The following is a 13,655-nucleotide window of genomic DNA, read 5'->3' as shown; positions in this document are numbered from 1 at the left end:
CTCACTCTTAAAAACACATAACCAACTAAAAAACAACATAATAACCACAACTAAAAACATGTTTATTTATGAATAAGCACAACACTTTCTTTTTTAAAAGACACTTTCTAAATAGTTTTATAAACCTCTCTGATAAAAAGATTATTAAAAATTTGGTAACGCTTTCATTCCCAAATTTTGATAATAATCTTAAGTAATAAGGTCATTCGTTTCATAAAATTAGGGAGGTGATTGGAGGTGTATTAGGTTGATGTTCTTAAAAAAACTCCTAATACACTCCTTCAATCCATTTATACAAAACAGCAGATAAAAACACAATACATTGGAAACTTCACTCATTGCTCTGGTAGTAAGCTTGCTCAAGAAAAATAAGATCCCATTTGATAAAAAAGAGCTGACTTTTCAGATTCAGAGCCATCCTTCTTATCCTAGTTTACATGCTATAACAGGAGTACTATCTCATTTTAATATAGAGAATATTGCCGCAGAAGTCCCTACAGATATAGAAACGTTATTACAGCTACCAAACTATTTTATTGCTCAAATACAGGATAAACAAGGACCTCAACTAGTATTCGCAGAAAAAAAACAACAACACATTCATCTCAATCATCAAAAAAAGCAAGTGCTTTCCCATAATGAGTTTCTAAAAAAATTCACAGGAATTTTAGTTGCTGTAGAAAAGCCTGAAAACCAGGTTACCAAACCCAAATCTACCTTTTTATTCCCTACACTGCTTATCAGTTTTGTCTGTATTCTCAGTGTATATCTCATAATTTCCCCTCCATTTTCTTTTATTCATTTCTCTTATTTAATCCTAGCTATAATCGGGCTTTTTATTAGCATAACTATTGTAAAACAGGAACTAGGGATTCATACCACTATAGGAGAAGTATTCTGCTCTTCTAACAACAATAAAAAAGACTGTGATGCAGTCCTAAGCTCCAAAGGAGCGACCCTTATCAATGGATATAAATTAAGTGATATCAGTCTCCTTTATTTTTGTAGCCTTACGATAGCAACAGCCATACAATTCAAAACTCCTTCCCTTTCTTACCTCCTTAGCTTATTAGCTATCCCGATAACATGCTATTCTATCTATTATCAATACTTCGTTGTTAAGAAATGGTGTTTATTGTGTTTGAGTCTGGTTGGTGTCCTTTGGTGTCAGGGGATATTAGCAATCATCAATCCCCCTTTCTCTCATTCATGGAACATCCATAATATAGCAGTATATACAATTATCATACTATTTACATTTACCGCATGGTACTATATAAAGCCCTTACTCTTCGAACTTCATGAATTGCGCAAGACAAATATTAGCAACACAAAATTCAAGAGGAATATCACCTTATTTGAGACGATGTTACAACAGTCTCCTCAAATTAACACCCAATTACCAGATCAGAAAGAAATTATTTTTGGAAACCCTAAGGCTTCCCTAGAAATTGTTGTGATTACAAACCCATTTTGCGGGCATTGCAAATCTGTACATACTCAGATACACGATATCTTAAAACAATACGGAGCACATGTAAAAATTATTATCCGATTTAACATTAATACTACTTCCCCAGATCAAAATCCAATAAAAGTAACAACCCGTTTATTAGAACTCTATAAAGAAGAAGGAACCATTAGCTGCTTAGAAGCAATGACTGACATTTATGAAAATGGAAAAGCAGCACAATGGTTAAAAAAATGGGGAGAATGCAGTAACGAAAAAGCCTATCGTGCCGTCCTTGAAGCCGCTTATTCCTGGTGTATCAAACACAACATCAATTTCACTCCACATCTTTTGCTAAACGGGAAAGCTTATCCAAAGCAATACCAACGGACAGACCTGCTGTTTTTTATAGAAGAATTAGCGGACGCTGCTGTAGATTCATGACAATAACAACAAAGCCCATAAATGGGCTTTGTGTAACCATATTCTTTCGCGAAGAATAGACACATACTGGTGAGTGTCTTTAAAGGTTCACCATAAAAATACTTTTTTCAAAAACAAATTATGAAAAAATCAATAATGAACATCGGAAGAACATTAAGTAAAGTAGAACAAAAACAAGTTACAGGAGGAGATCACCCAGATTTCTGTAATGACAATAGTCCTTGTCCTGGTGGATATGTTTGCGTAGGAAATTTTGCTTGTGTAAGAGCATAAACCCTAAATAAACATCTGATTACCAAAACTACTGAGGAAATTATAGTTTTCTCAGTAGTGTTTTCTTAATTTCTTAATCAGATAGTCATATACATCCTTAGCTAAAAAAACATGTATTTGCCACGGTACTAACTACCAAAACAACTGCTTACTAGAATAATTTAGTACTATTTATATTAACCCTTACTTTTTGAAAACATTTCCTAATTATAAACAGACAGAAGCCAAAGATTGCGGTCCTACCTGTATCAAAATCATCGCCAAGCATTATGGTAAGGTTATTAATACTCAACAGCTAAGAACATTGAGCGAGACCACCCGAGAAGGAAGCAGTTTATTAGGTCTTAGTGAAGCTGTTGAATCAATTGGTTTAAAATCACTGGGAATCCAACTTTCTTTCAAAAAACTACAGCAAGCACCTTTTCCCTGTATTATACATTGGAATAAGAATCATTATGTAGTACTTTACAAAATAAAAAAAGGCACTGTTTATATCTCAGATCCCGCCCATGGGCTTCTTCGTTTTACACAAAAAGAATTCATTCAACATTGGATAGGAAACAATGCAGATACACATACAGAAGAAGGAATTGCCTTATTAATAGAACCGACCCCGAAGTTCTATCAATCTACTTTTGACAAGGATGAGAAGTTTGGCTTTTCCTTTATATTCAAATACGTATATAAATACAAAAAGTTCGTTCTTCAATTAATAATTGGCTTACTCGCAGGAAGCTTATTACAATTAATTCTTCCCTTTCTCACTCAAAACGTAGTGGATGTGGGAATAAAAAATCAGGATATCAACTTTATCTATCTCATTCTATTCGCTCAACTGTTTCTTTTTATTGGAAAAGCTTCTCTAGAAATCATTCGAAGCTGGATTCTTTTACACCTCAGCACCCGAATTAATATCTCGTTAATTTCTGATTTCTTCATTAAGTTAATGAAACTCCCCATTTCCTATTTTGATGTAAGGATGACAGGCGATTTATTACAGCGAATTAATGATCATAAACGTATCGAACGAATCCTCACTACCTCCTCATTAACTGTACTATTTTCTTTTTTTAATCTGCTAATTTTCGGGTTTGTATTAGGGTATTACAGTCTGCAAATTCTGAGTGTTTTCTTATTGGGTAGCATAAGTTATTTTGGCTGGGTTCTCTTCTTTTTCAAAAAGCGAAAAGAGCTGGATTACAAACGTTTTTCTCAGGTGAGTGATGAGCAGAGTAAAGTCATTGAATTAATCAATGGAATGCAAGAGATCAAACTTCACAATGCGGAAAGACGTATGCGCTGGAATTGGGAGTATGTACAGGCAAATTTATTCAGGGTAGCTACCAAAAGTCTGGCGTTGGAACAAGCACAAAGTGTCGGTTCCAATTTTATTAATGAGTTAAAAAACATGTTGATTACCATTCTCTCTGCCAAGTTAGTAATCGATGGGGAAATTACCTTGGGAATGATGATGGCAATCAGTTATATCGTCGGACAATTAAATGGTCCGATTACACAACTTATCGGTTTCATGAGAGACATTCAGGATGCACAGATTTCATTGGATCGGTTAGGAGAAATTCATCATATGGAAGATGAAGAAAAACCTGAAGATGAAAAAATCGCACATATTCCTGAACATGCTCCCATCAATCTTCATAATATCTCTTTTCGATATACAGGGGGGTTAGAACCTGTTCTCAAAGATCTTTCTCTGGAAATTCCTGCAAATAAAACGACGGCAATTGTAGGCGTTAGCGGAAGTGGAAAAACTACCTTGATGAAACTGCTTCTTGGTTTTTATCAAGTAGAGGCAGGAGAAATCACCATTCAGAATTTCAATACCAAGAACATTTCTCAAAAAGCCTGGAGAAACCACTGCGGGGTCGTGATGCAGGAGGGTTACATCTTTAATGACACCATTGCCAAAAACATTGCTGTAGGAGAAGATTATGTCGACAAAGAAAAATTAGCCCACGCCATCGATGTCGCCAATATAGGAGAATATATTGACACCCTTCCTTTAGGCTATAATACCAAAATCGGTACTGAAGGAAATGGATTGAGTACTGGTCAAAAACAGCGACTGTTAATTGCCCGATCTGTCTATAAAAATCCTCGGTTTTTATTTTTTGACGAAGCTACTTCTGCACTGGATGCAAACAATGAAAAAGTCATCATGGAGAAACTACACACCTTTTTTGCAAACAAAACGGCAGTCGTCATCGCGCATCGATTAAGCACCGTTAAAAATGCCCATCAAATTGTGGTTTTAGACAAAGGAAAAATCATCGAAAAAGGAACACATGATGAACTTATCTCACAAAAAGGAAATTATTATCACCTGGTCAAAAATCAATTAAATCTAGGGAAATAAAACAACAGATACACTCCTTGAGTGTCTTATATAGTTCAGGGAATACAATTACATTTTTTTACTTATGAAAACATCCTTAGCAAACCTTGGTAGAATACTAAATAAAATGGAACAACAGCACATCAATGGTGGAGGAACATGCCAATACTATAGTGCAAATTCTGGATTAAGACGAGTTGGACTCAGCATGGAAGAAGCAAAAGGACTGCTACATAGCGCTGAAGATCACTGGTGTTGTAATAGTTGCAGTACTGCCAGCTGGGCTAATGCTCCAACAGAGGGAGATGGAAAACCCAGAGTTATTTTCGATTAATATTAATAATTAAATCACAACTATTTTATCACTTATGAAAACATCTTTAACAATCCTCATAAGATAGTAAACCATTTCAGTGCGATTGCACCAGACATTATAAAATATGAATTTTAATTTCGAGGAAAGACTTCGAAACATTAACAACTCGATCATCGAGTACACTCATTTATTAATTTAAAAACATGAAAAACATGAAAAAAAACATTTTAGCCCTAGGAAAAGTATTACACTATACTGATCAAAAGAAAATTAAAGGAGGAAGCATGGCGTTTTCTGATGCTTGTGACGAAGACCCTGGTTCTTTGGAATGTATTTGTAAAAAGAAAACAAAACCAAGATTAGTATTATGTGATTAATTTTTTAATCCATAAACGTCGTAAAACAATCCTTTTTGAGATTCTATCATCTCATAACACATAGTTTGATTACTAGACACGTAAAAGACACAAGCCTTGAGTGTCTCTAAAGGTTCAAGGAATTCATAATTACTTATCATTTTAATCATGAAAAAATCAATAATAACTTTAGGAAAAGCACTAAGCAAAACTGCCCAAAAATCCATTACAGGAGGATTCAATTTTACCACTCCCGGGATGTGTGATGGCGCAGAAGGGACGATTCCTTTTGGGTGTCCTTGCAAAAGCGGATGGTGTTCAGGAGGTCTCATTTGTACTTCCGACACGACGATGAATACTCCTGTGGGATATGATGGAGTATGTGTATATAATGAAGGAAATTAAAGCCTTTATTCATTAAAAAAGGTTGAGTTTGTTCCCTCAATCTTTTACCAAATTATTAATCCACTTTTTTAGAAGAGGGAATTTTTTCCCTCTTCTTTTTATCAGTAGTTATGCCACAGAGAAATCAACATAGAGAAATTCGAAGCGAAGAAGTTCAGGAAATATTAACCCATGTCCCCAATTGGATGATTCTTTGGGGAAATACCTTATTACTCATTCTTCTTCTTATGATCTTAGGTATTTCCTGGCTTATTAAATACCCGGATATAATCAATACAGAAGTAACAATCACTACTTCCTTCCCCCCAGAAAAAATCTATGCCAGATCCAGTGGTCAGTTCGATGTACTCTTAGCACATGAAGGGGATCATGTTCGTAAACATCAGCTACTGGCAGTTGTTGAAAACAGCGCTTCCTATAAAGATGTATTGCTCCTCAAAAGTGTTGTTGACACTATTGATATGTATCGTCAGGATTTTTCATTTCCTCTGGACAAACTTCCCCCTATGCTTTTAGGAGACATTATGACGAGTTATTCACAGTTTGAGAATGATTATTCTGACTATATACTCCATAAAAAACTCACTCCTTTTGCTGTAGAAAAAACCGCAAACAGCATGTCTCTTCTAGAAGCCAAAGGTCGGTTACAAATCGTACTATCCCAAAAAGAACTCAACAAACGAGAACTCAATTTCAAAAAAAAGGATATTCAGCGGAGCAGAACCTTATTCAATAAAGGAGTGATTTCTGCCAAAGAAAAAGAACAAAAAGAAATTGATTTATTACAAGCAGAACGCGCCTATCAAAGTATACAAACCTCCATTTCCCAATTGAGAGAGTTTATCGGTACTGCCGAAAAAAATCTGGAAGATACTGCTATAAAAAAAACACAAAGCGATCATACAATCCGTAAAAAAGCCATCCAATCATTTTTGTACCTGAAAAAAGCAATCACTGATTGGGAAAAACAATATGCACTGCAATCTTCTATTACTGGTACCGTTTCTTTTCCTTCTTCCTGGAATACACATCAGACCATACACACAGGAGATGTAGTATGTAGTATCATTCCTGAAATCAACACTTCCTATATCGGCAAGGTAAAAGCTCCTCCTGCCAACTCTGGAAAAATTCAAAATGGACAAAAAGTACTCATACAGCTTACGAATTATCCCGCTGATGAATTCGGAGAATTAAATGGGAAAGTACATGCTATTTCTCAGATCCCTGATGAAGACGGACATTATCATATCGAAGTCTCCTTGCCAAAAGAGCTAAAAACCACCTACGGAAATCACATTCTTTTTAAACCGGAAATGAAAGGAACTGCTGCCATTGTCACAGAAGATTTACGCCTGATAGAACGCTTCTTTTATCAGATACGAAATATTATACAGTAGTTTTCTTCCATCACATCTGTCTGTCAGTTTCTCAACCACTTCTTCTGAAACATCTTCCTGACTCGTATCGATTTCAACTTCTTTTAGTACATTCGTAATATGTGCTAATTACACTATACCTCTTATAACCCAAATATGAAATTCGTTCTAAACAACTATATTCAATAGCAATGATACCACCTATGAATCAAACAGCCATTCTCGGATTAAGAACAACTATTTATAAAGTTAATGACCTCAACAAAGCAAAAATGTGGTACACTGAAGCATTTGGAGTTTCTCCTTATTTTGATGAACCTTATTATGTTGGATTTAATATAGGAGGGTATGAACTAGGGTTACAACCAGAGGAGATCGATGCTTCCCCAAAAACAGCTAATGTTATATCGTACTGGGGGGTCAACCACATTCAACAAAGCTATGAGAATTTCCTCCAATTAGGAGCGACCAGCCAAGAAGCTCCATTTAATGTCGGTGGGGAATTAATGACTGCTACTGTCATAGATCCCTGGGGTAATATAATTGGTCTGATCTATAATCCTGACTTTACAATTACAGCCTAAAATTGTCTACGCATATAGACTCCGAATTGATAATCACTTTAGTGCAAATACACTATACTTTATACCAGGAAACGAGAGTTAGTTCAGGACCTATCTATGCATATTTAAAATCCACTTCAGTAAGTAAAATATTCGGTCGCCCTATCTAAATATTATCGTCGAAATAATTTGAGATATCGTAGAGATACTCTACGAATAAAAGACAGATCTTACGAAAAAAAGATCAACAGTTCTCCCTCTTTCTTTCATTTTTATTTTTGATATTTAGAAGAACCTTTTAAAATAAAAATGAGATAAACAAAAAATCAATCGAAAATAACACCTATGAAAACCTATCTTTCTCTTCTTGTCCTATGCTGTCACACACTTATCTATGGACAACTCCCCGAACTGCATGCAACTGTGGATATGCCATTTGATTTTGGAACTGAAGTACAACAAAAATGGAAACAAAGAGAAGTTTTACTCGATGCTATTGAAAAAGGTACTAAAAACTGGGATAACCTATCAGTGGCAGAGCAATCCCTGTTCGAAAAATACGATGAAACCTATAGTAGTATGTGGGCAACCGAAGGAGATGGATGTAGTTGGTATTGTGGTGCAGGAGCCTATGAGGTACAAACTTCTTCTGCATTAAAAGCTTCTTCCAAGATCACCTATGCTACCCAAAACCTAACCGATTTCAGTTACCAAACTGCTTGGGTAGAAGGAGTTGACGGAGATGGAATTGGAGAATACATCGATGTACGCTTCAAAGCCGAACACCCCAGAGTTACGACCATACGAATTGCCAATGGATATGTAAAAAGCAAAAAAGCCTGGAAAAATAACAGTCGGGTCAAATCTTTAAAAATGTACGTCAACCAAGTACCTTATGCTCTACTGCATTTAAAAGACGTGTATGCTTTACAGTCCTTTACCCTGCCTGCCCCATTAGGTCATGCAGACCGCTCTGATTTTGAAAAACTAAAAGAAAAAGGTGACTGGAGTATTCGATTTGAAATTCTTTCTGTTTACAAAGGTTTGAAATATGAAGACACCGTTATTTCAGAGCTCTTTTTTGACGGTTTAGATGTACACTGTCTTTCTGGAGGAACCCTTATCACCATGGAAGATGCCACTGTCAAAACTATAGAATCCTTGAAAACCGGAGATTGTATTCGTTCTTACAATATGGAAACTCAGCAATATGAAGCATCAGAAGTCTTAGAAATTGCTACAGCTACTCATGAACATCTTATTGATATTGTTTTTTCTAATCAAAAACGTATTCGCTGTACCAGTGATCATCCTTTTTTATCTGTTTCGAATACCTGGTCTTCCTACACCCCCTTAAAAACACAACAAGAATACCATCTTTCTAAAGTCGTTCCGCTGACTGAAGGCAGCTCATTACTTACAGAAGAAGGACCATTACAAATAAATCGCATCCTCCCTGTTGTTACTCCCGAAATTACCTATACCATAGTTCGGTTGAAAAAAAATCACACTTTTCTGGCCAATGGTGTTATCACCCGAATAGAAAATCCCAAATCGCATAAACACATAATGAATCCCTCACAGGAAACAACTGAATAGAAACATTTTTTTTGATCACAAGTAAATTTCCTCTCGCATAAATAGAATCCGTAACAAATAAGCTGGTCCTTCGTCCTAAAGAAAAAAGCAGGTCTTATCATTACGAAATACCAAGCATATGGAATCATTAAAAAAAAGAAGCTGGATTCAAATTGCCATTATATATACCCGCTATTTAATTGGAGGGGCTTTTGTCTTTGCGAGTTTGGTTAAAATAAAAGGAAAACGTTTTACTTCAGAGAGTGGGGCTGAAAATGCCATCAATACCGCCTGGCATTTTTTTGAAACCCTATATCAATCCGGATTGTACTGGAAGTTTATAGGACTAGGGCAACTCATTGCCGGAGCATTATTAATGACGCAGCGGTATGCTAAATTAGGCGCGGTTATCAATTTTCCTATCATCCTGAATGTGTTTATGATTACCCTGTCTTATTATTTTGCATATACTCCAGTCATAACAGGAAGCATGTTATTAGCCAATATTTTTCTTATCATTTGGGACTGGAATGAATTACAACTTATCATCAATCGTCCTCCTGTATTAGATCACAGTATTCGGTTAGAAAAAGATATCAGTTGGACACTGACAGGAATTGCGCTCTTTGCATTTACTTGTGTCAATCGTATCTGGACTGATAGCCCCCAGCCATTTTTCTGGCTTGGAGGATGTCTTATCATAGGAAGTATTGGCCTATTCGCAGGGCTTTACAGAGATTGGAAAAGAAGGAAAAAAGAAGCTGTTAGGTAGGGATCACCTTACCTTCTAACAGCTGGGAATTGTCCTTTATTTATAGAAAACATTCTTATCTCAATCTCTTTCTATTCTATGTTTTTATTTAAAAAACTAAGAATCAAAAAGATAAACAACCCCATAATAAATCGACAGAGTTTCCTTACTTCTTCTCTTTTTTTAACAAAAAAGCTATATTTGCGCATAACGCAAACTCATAATTCACTGAATGAAACTACTGACATTATGCATAGTAACTTTCTTTTTTTCTGTTACTATCTCGGCACAAAGCTTATACGAAGCAGGGTATTTTATAGACAACGATGGGAATAAAACAAAGTGTCTGATCAAAAAACTCCCTTGGAAGAATACCCCTACCTCCTTTGAATGGAAAAAAAATATCTCATCAAGTACTAAAACCGGAGATATAGAAGACATTAGAGAGTTCGGAGTAGGACAGGATTTTGTATTCAAAAGATATATTCTGGAGTTTGACCTTGCAGGAGACAATCTCGGGCGGGCGACAAAATCCAAAGACCCTAATGTAAAAATAAGAAAAATATACCTGAGACAAATTCTACAAAGTAAGGCCTCTTTATTTCAGTATTCTAAAAACGGAGTACATCGTTTTTTCTACACTAACGGAAAAACCTTCTACCCAGAATTATTAGTTTATAAAGTTTACTATACTCCAGATGAGAGCAAGAAAGTAGGAGAGAAAATTATTCATAATGAGAATACTAAATTCAGAGAACAACTGAAGAAATATATCAATTGTGGAAATCAGGAAACGGAAATGGTTACCTACACACTTAGAAGTTTATTGCGTTATTTCAAAGAGTACAATCAATGCAAGGGAGCAAAAATTGATTACATTTTTAAACGAAAAATCAGTCAGACCAAAATAGGGGTTGTAGCAGGGATTGATTTTAATGAGTTTAGTCATCCTTCTCATAACGACACCTCTATGGAGTTGCTATATGAAATAACCAATTCGGCACGATATGGGCTTTTTATAGAGACATTTATTCCATTCTCTAAGGTAGACTTAAGTTTTTTCCTGGAAGGAACCTATACCACTTTCAGCTCGACAGCTACAGACCCTATTGCAGTGAATACGGATTATACATTGGACTATCAAAGTCTTTCTTTTGCATTAGCTCCCAGATTTCATATTTATCTGAGCTCTACTTTCGAACTCTTTTTTGAAGGAGGAGTTTCTGCCAACTTTCATCTCGACACCACGTCGGACGCATTAGAGGAAGTAAAGAATTCTACCACAAATTACTTCTATGGAGGAGGTCTCGGAACCGGAAGAGTAAAAATGGGGTACCGTATATATACCTCTAAAAATATCTCCAGAAACTTATCCAGACCTGACTCTGATCTCCATCATAACAATATTTATATATCGGTTGCTCTTTTTTAATAGGAGAAAGCAATCTAAAACACAAGCAATTCCCATTAAAACAGGCAGATACTATAATCTGTCTGTTTTTATATTATACTGATTCCAATACAAGTGTTTAATAAAAAAGCTCGAAGTGAATTTTAATTTCGGGATACACCCAGAAAGATTATTGAGTAAATCAAAATCTCTTTTGTAATATCCCAACAACAGGGCTTCTACCTAGCATCTTTGACAATCTCATCAAAAAAGCGAATTAGAGCATTAACATTTACTAATGAAAAGATTACAATCATAAAAAACAATCCCCACCAGATTACATATAACTTCTCTGCTGATACTTCTAAAAAGAACAGCAATATCATCATGGCAAAACCTATGATCCAAACCAGGAATAGACTACCATAAATAATCATGTAAAATTTCTTGGTAAAAGAAAAGCGAGAAACCCATTTAAACAATACTATTGCTAAAAGCATAACAACAGGAACTCCAAAGGCTGCCCATAGTACCATATACATTGGATTCTCTATTACCAAATCAATAAATGGCAAAAAATCAAAAGACAACTCCATGATACTCTTTTTCTTCTTCCGATATTGTTAGCAATGATTTTTCCTGATACCCAAGCAATTTTCCCAATAGCACATTAGGAAATTCATTAATTCCAATGTTGTACATATTGACACTTTCATTAAAAAACTCTCTCCTGTCTGAAATAGCATCTTCCAGTTCAGAAATACGGTTTTGTAGGTTTAAAAAATTAGCGCCGGACTTTAATTCCGGATAGTTCTCTGCTATCGCTAATATTTTCCCAATAAACGGAGACATGGTATTGGAGAGTTTGACACGTTCATTTTGAGCCTCAGCTGCTACAAATTGGGTTCTTAATGTTGTTAGTTCAGTCAAGATACTTCTTTCATACCCCATATACTCTTTGACTGTAGTAATTAAGTTAGGAATTTCATCTGCTCTTTGTTGTAGGAGTACATCGATATTTGCAAAAGATTTATCTACGTTAAACTTAAGCATTACCAATCTATTGTACAGCCTGATAAGACCTACAATAATAAAAAGTCCTACAACCAAAATAATGAGTACCCCTATTGTTTTTTCCATAATTATAAATCGTTTATCAATGGTATGTTATCCCACATGCTTTTATAGTCAATATACATCATATTCTTTGAAACAATCACATCTGCTAAAAGCACAAAAGCAGTAAAAATAAAAAACAAGATTAAAAAAGTAATTCCCGAATGTAATAATGGTTGATACCTATTCCACCTAGATACAGCATTTATACATCCTAATGCAAAGACATCTTTTATCGGTTCATGTCCTATAAAAGGGGGATTATTTTTTGAATTTGCACCTCCTATTAGCAATACCTGATCATCTTCCTTTAGTAAATATTGTGTATACCTTTTAGTGCCATTGCTATATGAATCATCCTTTTTTATCCATACAAACTCAATCCCCTTTGCATGTACCTCAACGGAGCCTGTGTCATCAGAAAGTAAAAAGTTATTGCAAACCGTTTCCTCTTTTATGATTGAATATTGATTTCTGCCTTCGCTATCTTTTGATATTTTCTCTACGGTATATCGATATCCAATACATTCTTTTTTTCCGATTCGGGAAATCACGGGCTCCAACATCGAAGTACTTCCTTCTATCTCTACTAACCCCATAGCCATAGATCTTATTTTAGAAGTAGGCAAATCGAGCTGTAGCCTCAGGAAATTCTTTTTAGTCGTACGAACCAACAAAGATCTGATTATAAAAAATAGCACCACCAAAAGGACAATATATCCTTGCAGCAAATAAGCCCCTAAGAAAAGGCCTGCTATAACGACCACTAGTTGTAGCATAGCTGAGCCAACGGCTTTTTTCTTGTTTTTCTTTTTGGCATATGATCGAATTGTCTTGTACAATACGCCTAGCAAAAAGCTAATGAAAATTCCCAAAAAGTAACTGATAAACACAAAAAAAACAGCCTTAGCAACTAGTATTTTTGTCAATATCAATACCCCAGGGAGCACAACAAAAAATAACCATTTGGGTTTATTTACATTAAAAAAACTGGAAAAAATAACGGCATAAAAGATTCCCATAAACAAACAAAACAATGTCAAAAAAAATGTTTCTATCCAGTTTATTTCCTGAAATAAGATGTTAGAAATCTCTTCCATAAAATTATTTCATTGTTTGATATCGTTTTTTAACTGTTCTATTTTAGTATTCATGCAGGCAGCTATCAGACTTTCTACAACTACTTCTGGAGGATTACACTCAAATAAATATCCTCTTCTCAACCGCAAATAAATACTCATTAGATTTCCCGTACTCCTTATCTGTTTTTACATTCTT

Annotated in this window: 15 protein-coding genes; 11 read left to right on the top strand and 4 right to left on the bottom strand. The window is 35.2% G+C overall.

Translation table 11 applies throughout. The features are described from left to right. Window positions 1–322: 322 nt before the first annotated feature. From ACFSTE_RS07260 to ACFSTE_RS07210, 11 genes are all read left to right on the top strand, one after another. Window positions 323–1,894 (top strand): vitamin K epoxide reductase family protein, encoded by a 1,572-nt coding sequence (locus tag ACFSTE_RS07260; RefSeq protein WP_378257340.1) that lies wholly within the window; start codon window positions 323–325, stop codon window positions 1,892–1,894. A 120-nt stretch (window positions 1,895–2,014) separates the two neighbouring features. Beyond that, window positions 2,015–2,167, top strand: coding sequence for a hypothetical protein (locus ACFSTE_RS07255; RefSeq protein WP_378257342.1), 153 nt, complete (start codon window positions 2,015–2,017; stop codon window positions 2,165–2,167). A 190-nt stretch (window positions 2,168–2,357) separates the two neighbouring features. Then, the gene (locus ACFSTE_RS07250; RefSeq protein ID WP_176028542.1) at window positions 2,358–4,544 is read left to right on the top strand and encodes a peptidase domain-containing ABC transporter; all 2,187 of its coding nucleotides are present in this window, start codon (window positions 2,358–2,360) and stop codon (window positions 4,542–4,544) included. Between the two features lie 64 nt (window positions 4,545–4,608). Next, on the top strand, window positions 4,609–4,857 hold the full coding sequence (locus ACFSTE_RS07245; protein WP_378257344.1) for a hypothetical protein: 249 nt from the start codon (window positions 4,609–4,611) through the stop codon (window positions 4,855–4,857). Between the two features lie 194 nt (window positions 4,858–5,051). After that, a complete protein-coding gene (locus ACFSTE_RS07240; protein ID WP_378257346.1) occupies window positions 5,052–5,216 on the top strand; it encodes a hypothetical protein in 165 nt (54 codons plus the stop codon). Window positions 5,217–5,363: 147 nt separating this feature from the next. Next, entirely contained in the window at window positions 5,364–5,600 is a 237-nt protein-coding gene (locus ACFSTE_RS07235) for a hypothetical protein (protein WP_378257348.1), read from the top strand. Window positions 5,601–5,710: 110 nt separating this feature from the next. Next, entirely contained in the window at window positions 5,711–7,000 is a 1,290-nt protein-coding gene (locus tag ACFSTE_RS07230) for an HlyD family efflux transporter periplasmic adaptor subunit (RefSeq protein ID WP_378257350.1), read from the top strand. 182 nt (window positions 7,001–7,182) lie between these two features. Further along, window positions 7,183–7,563: a VOC family protein gene (locus ACFSTE_RS07225; RefSeq protein ID WP_378298049.1), complete on the top strand. Its 381-nt coding sequence runs from the start codon at window positions 7,183–7,185 to the stop codon at window positions 7,561–7,563. 324 nt (window positions 7,564–7,887) lie between these two features. Continuing rightward, window positions 7,888–9,141, top strand: a complete 1,254-nt coding sequence (locus ACFSTE_RS07220; protein WP_378257356.1) for a Hint domain-containing protein — start codon at window positions 7,888–7,890, stop codon at window positions 9,139–9,141. Window positions 9,142–9,259: 118 nt separating this feature from the next. After that, window positions 9,260–9,892, top strand: coding sequence for a hypothetical protein (locus ACFSTE_RS07215; RefSeq protein WP_176028535.1), 633 nt, complete (start codon window positions 9,260–9,262; stop codon window positions 9,890–9,892). 211 nt (window positions 9,893–10,103) lie between these two features. Beyond that, a complete protein-coding gene (locus ACFSTE_RS07210) occupies window positions 10,104–11,303 on the top strand; it encodes a hypothetical protein (RefSeq protein WP_176028534.1) in 1,200 nt (399 codons plus the stop codon). 197 nt (window positions 11,304–11,500) lie between these two features. On the opposite strand, the gene ACFSTE_RS07205 is transcribed toward ACFSTE_RS07210, so the two are convergent. From ACFSTE_RS07205 to ACFSTE_RS07190, 4 genes are read right to left on the bottom strand one after another with little or no spacing between them, the layout of a single operon-like run. Continuing rightward, window positions 11,501–11,857: a hypothetical protein gene (locus tag ACFSTE_RS07205; RefSeq protein ID WP_378257358.1), complete on the bottom strand. Its 357-nt coding sequence runs from the start codon at window positions 11,855–11,857 to the stop codon at window positions 11,501–11,503. Continuing rightward, the gene (locus ACFSTE_RS07200) at window positions 11,841–12,401 is read right to left on the bottom strand and encodes a LemA family protein (protein WP_378257360.1); all 561 of its coding nucleotides are present in this window, start codon (window positions 12,399–12,401) and stop codon (window positions 11,841–11,843) included. Before ACFSTE_RS07200 ends, ACFSTE_RS07205 begins: the two co-directional genes overlap by 17 nt. A gap of 2 nt (window positions 12,402–12,403) precedes the next feature. Further along, window positions 12,404–13,477, bottom strand: a complete 1,074-nt coding sequence (locus ACFSTE_RS07195; RefSeq protein ID WP_378257362.1) for a hypothetical protein — start codon at window positions 13,475–13,477, stop codon at window positions 12,404–12,406. 9 nt (window positions 13,478–13,486) lie between these two features. Continuing rightward, a complete protein-coding gene (locus ACFSTE_RS07190) occupies window positions 13,487–13,618 on the bottom strand; it encodes a hypothetical protein (protein ID WP_378257364.1) in 132 nt (43 codons plus the stop codon). Window positions 13,619–13,655: the final 37 nt, after the last annotated feature.

Origin of the sequence: Aquimarina hainanensis (assembly GCF_042684685.1) — a bacterium.
In the GTDB taxonomy this organism is placed as follows: domain Bacteria; phylum Bacteroidota; class Bacteroidia; order Flavobacteriales; family Flavobacteriaceae; genus Aquimarina; species Aquimarina hainanensis.
The sequence above is the reverse complement of the archived record's forward strand: the minus strand, read 5'-3'. Positions and strand labels throughout refer to the sequence as shown.

Bases quoted from the DNA above. Each gene is read 5' to 3' on its own strand.
- ACFSTE_RS07240 (WP_378257346.1), top strand. From the start codon at position 5,052: ATGAAAAAAAACATTTTAGCCCTAGGAAAAGTATTACACTATACTGAT.
- ACFSTE_RS07255 (WP_378257342.1), top strand. From the start codon at position 2,015: ATGAAAAAATCAATAATGAACATCGGAAGAACATTAAGTAAAGTAGAA.
- ACFSTE_RS07210 (WP_176028534.1), top strand. From the start codon at position 10,104: ATGAAACTACTGACATTATGCATAGTAACTTTCTTTTTTTCTGTTACT.
- ACFSTE_RS07220 (WP_378257356.1), top strand. From the start codon at position 7,888: ATGAAAACCTATCTTTCTCTTCTTGTCCTATGCTGTCACACACTTATC.
- ACFSTE_RS07195 (WP_378257362.1), bottom strand. From the start codon at position 13,477: ATGGAAGAGATTTCTAACATCTTATTTCAGGAAATAAACTGGATAGAA.
- ACFSTE_RS07200 (WP_378257360.1), bottom strand. From the start codon at position 12,401: ATGGAAAAAACAATAGGGGTACTCATTATTTTGGTTGTAGGACTTTTT.
- ACFSTE_RS07190 (WP_378257364.1), bottom strand. From the start codon at position 13,618: ATGAGTATTTATTTGCGGTTGAGAAGAGGATATTTATTTGAGTGTAAT.
- ACFSTE_RS07235 (WP_378257348.1), top strand. From the start codon at position 5,364: ATGAAAAAATCAATAATAACTTTAGGAAAAGCACTAAGCAAAACTGCC.
- ACFSTE_RS07225 (WP_378298049.1), top strand. From the start codon at position 7,183: ATGAATCAAACAGCCATTCTCGGATTAAGAACAACTATTTATAAAGTT.
- ACFSTE_RS07215 (WP_176028535.1), top strand. From the start codon at position 9,260: ATGGAATCATTAAAAAAAAGAAGCTGGATTCAAATTGCCATTATATAT.
- ACFSTE_RS07205 (WP_378257358.1), bottom strand. From the start codon at position 11,857: ATGGAGTTGTCTTTTGATTTTTTGCCATTTATTGATTTGGTAATAGAG.
- ACFSTE_RS07245 (WP_378257344.1), top strand. From the start codon at position 4,609: ATGAAAACATCCTTAGCAAACCTTGGTAGAATACTAAATAAAATGGAA.
- ACFSTE_RS07230 (WP_378257350.1), top strand. From the start codon at position 5,711: ATGCCACAGAGAAATCAACATAGAGAAATTCGAAGCGAAGAAGTTCAG.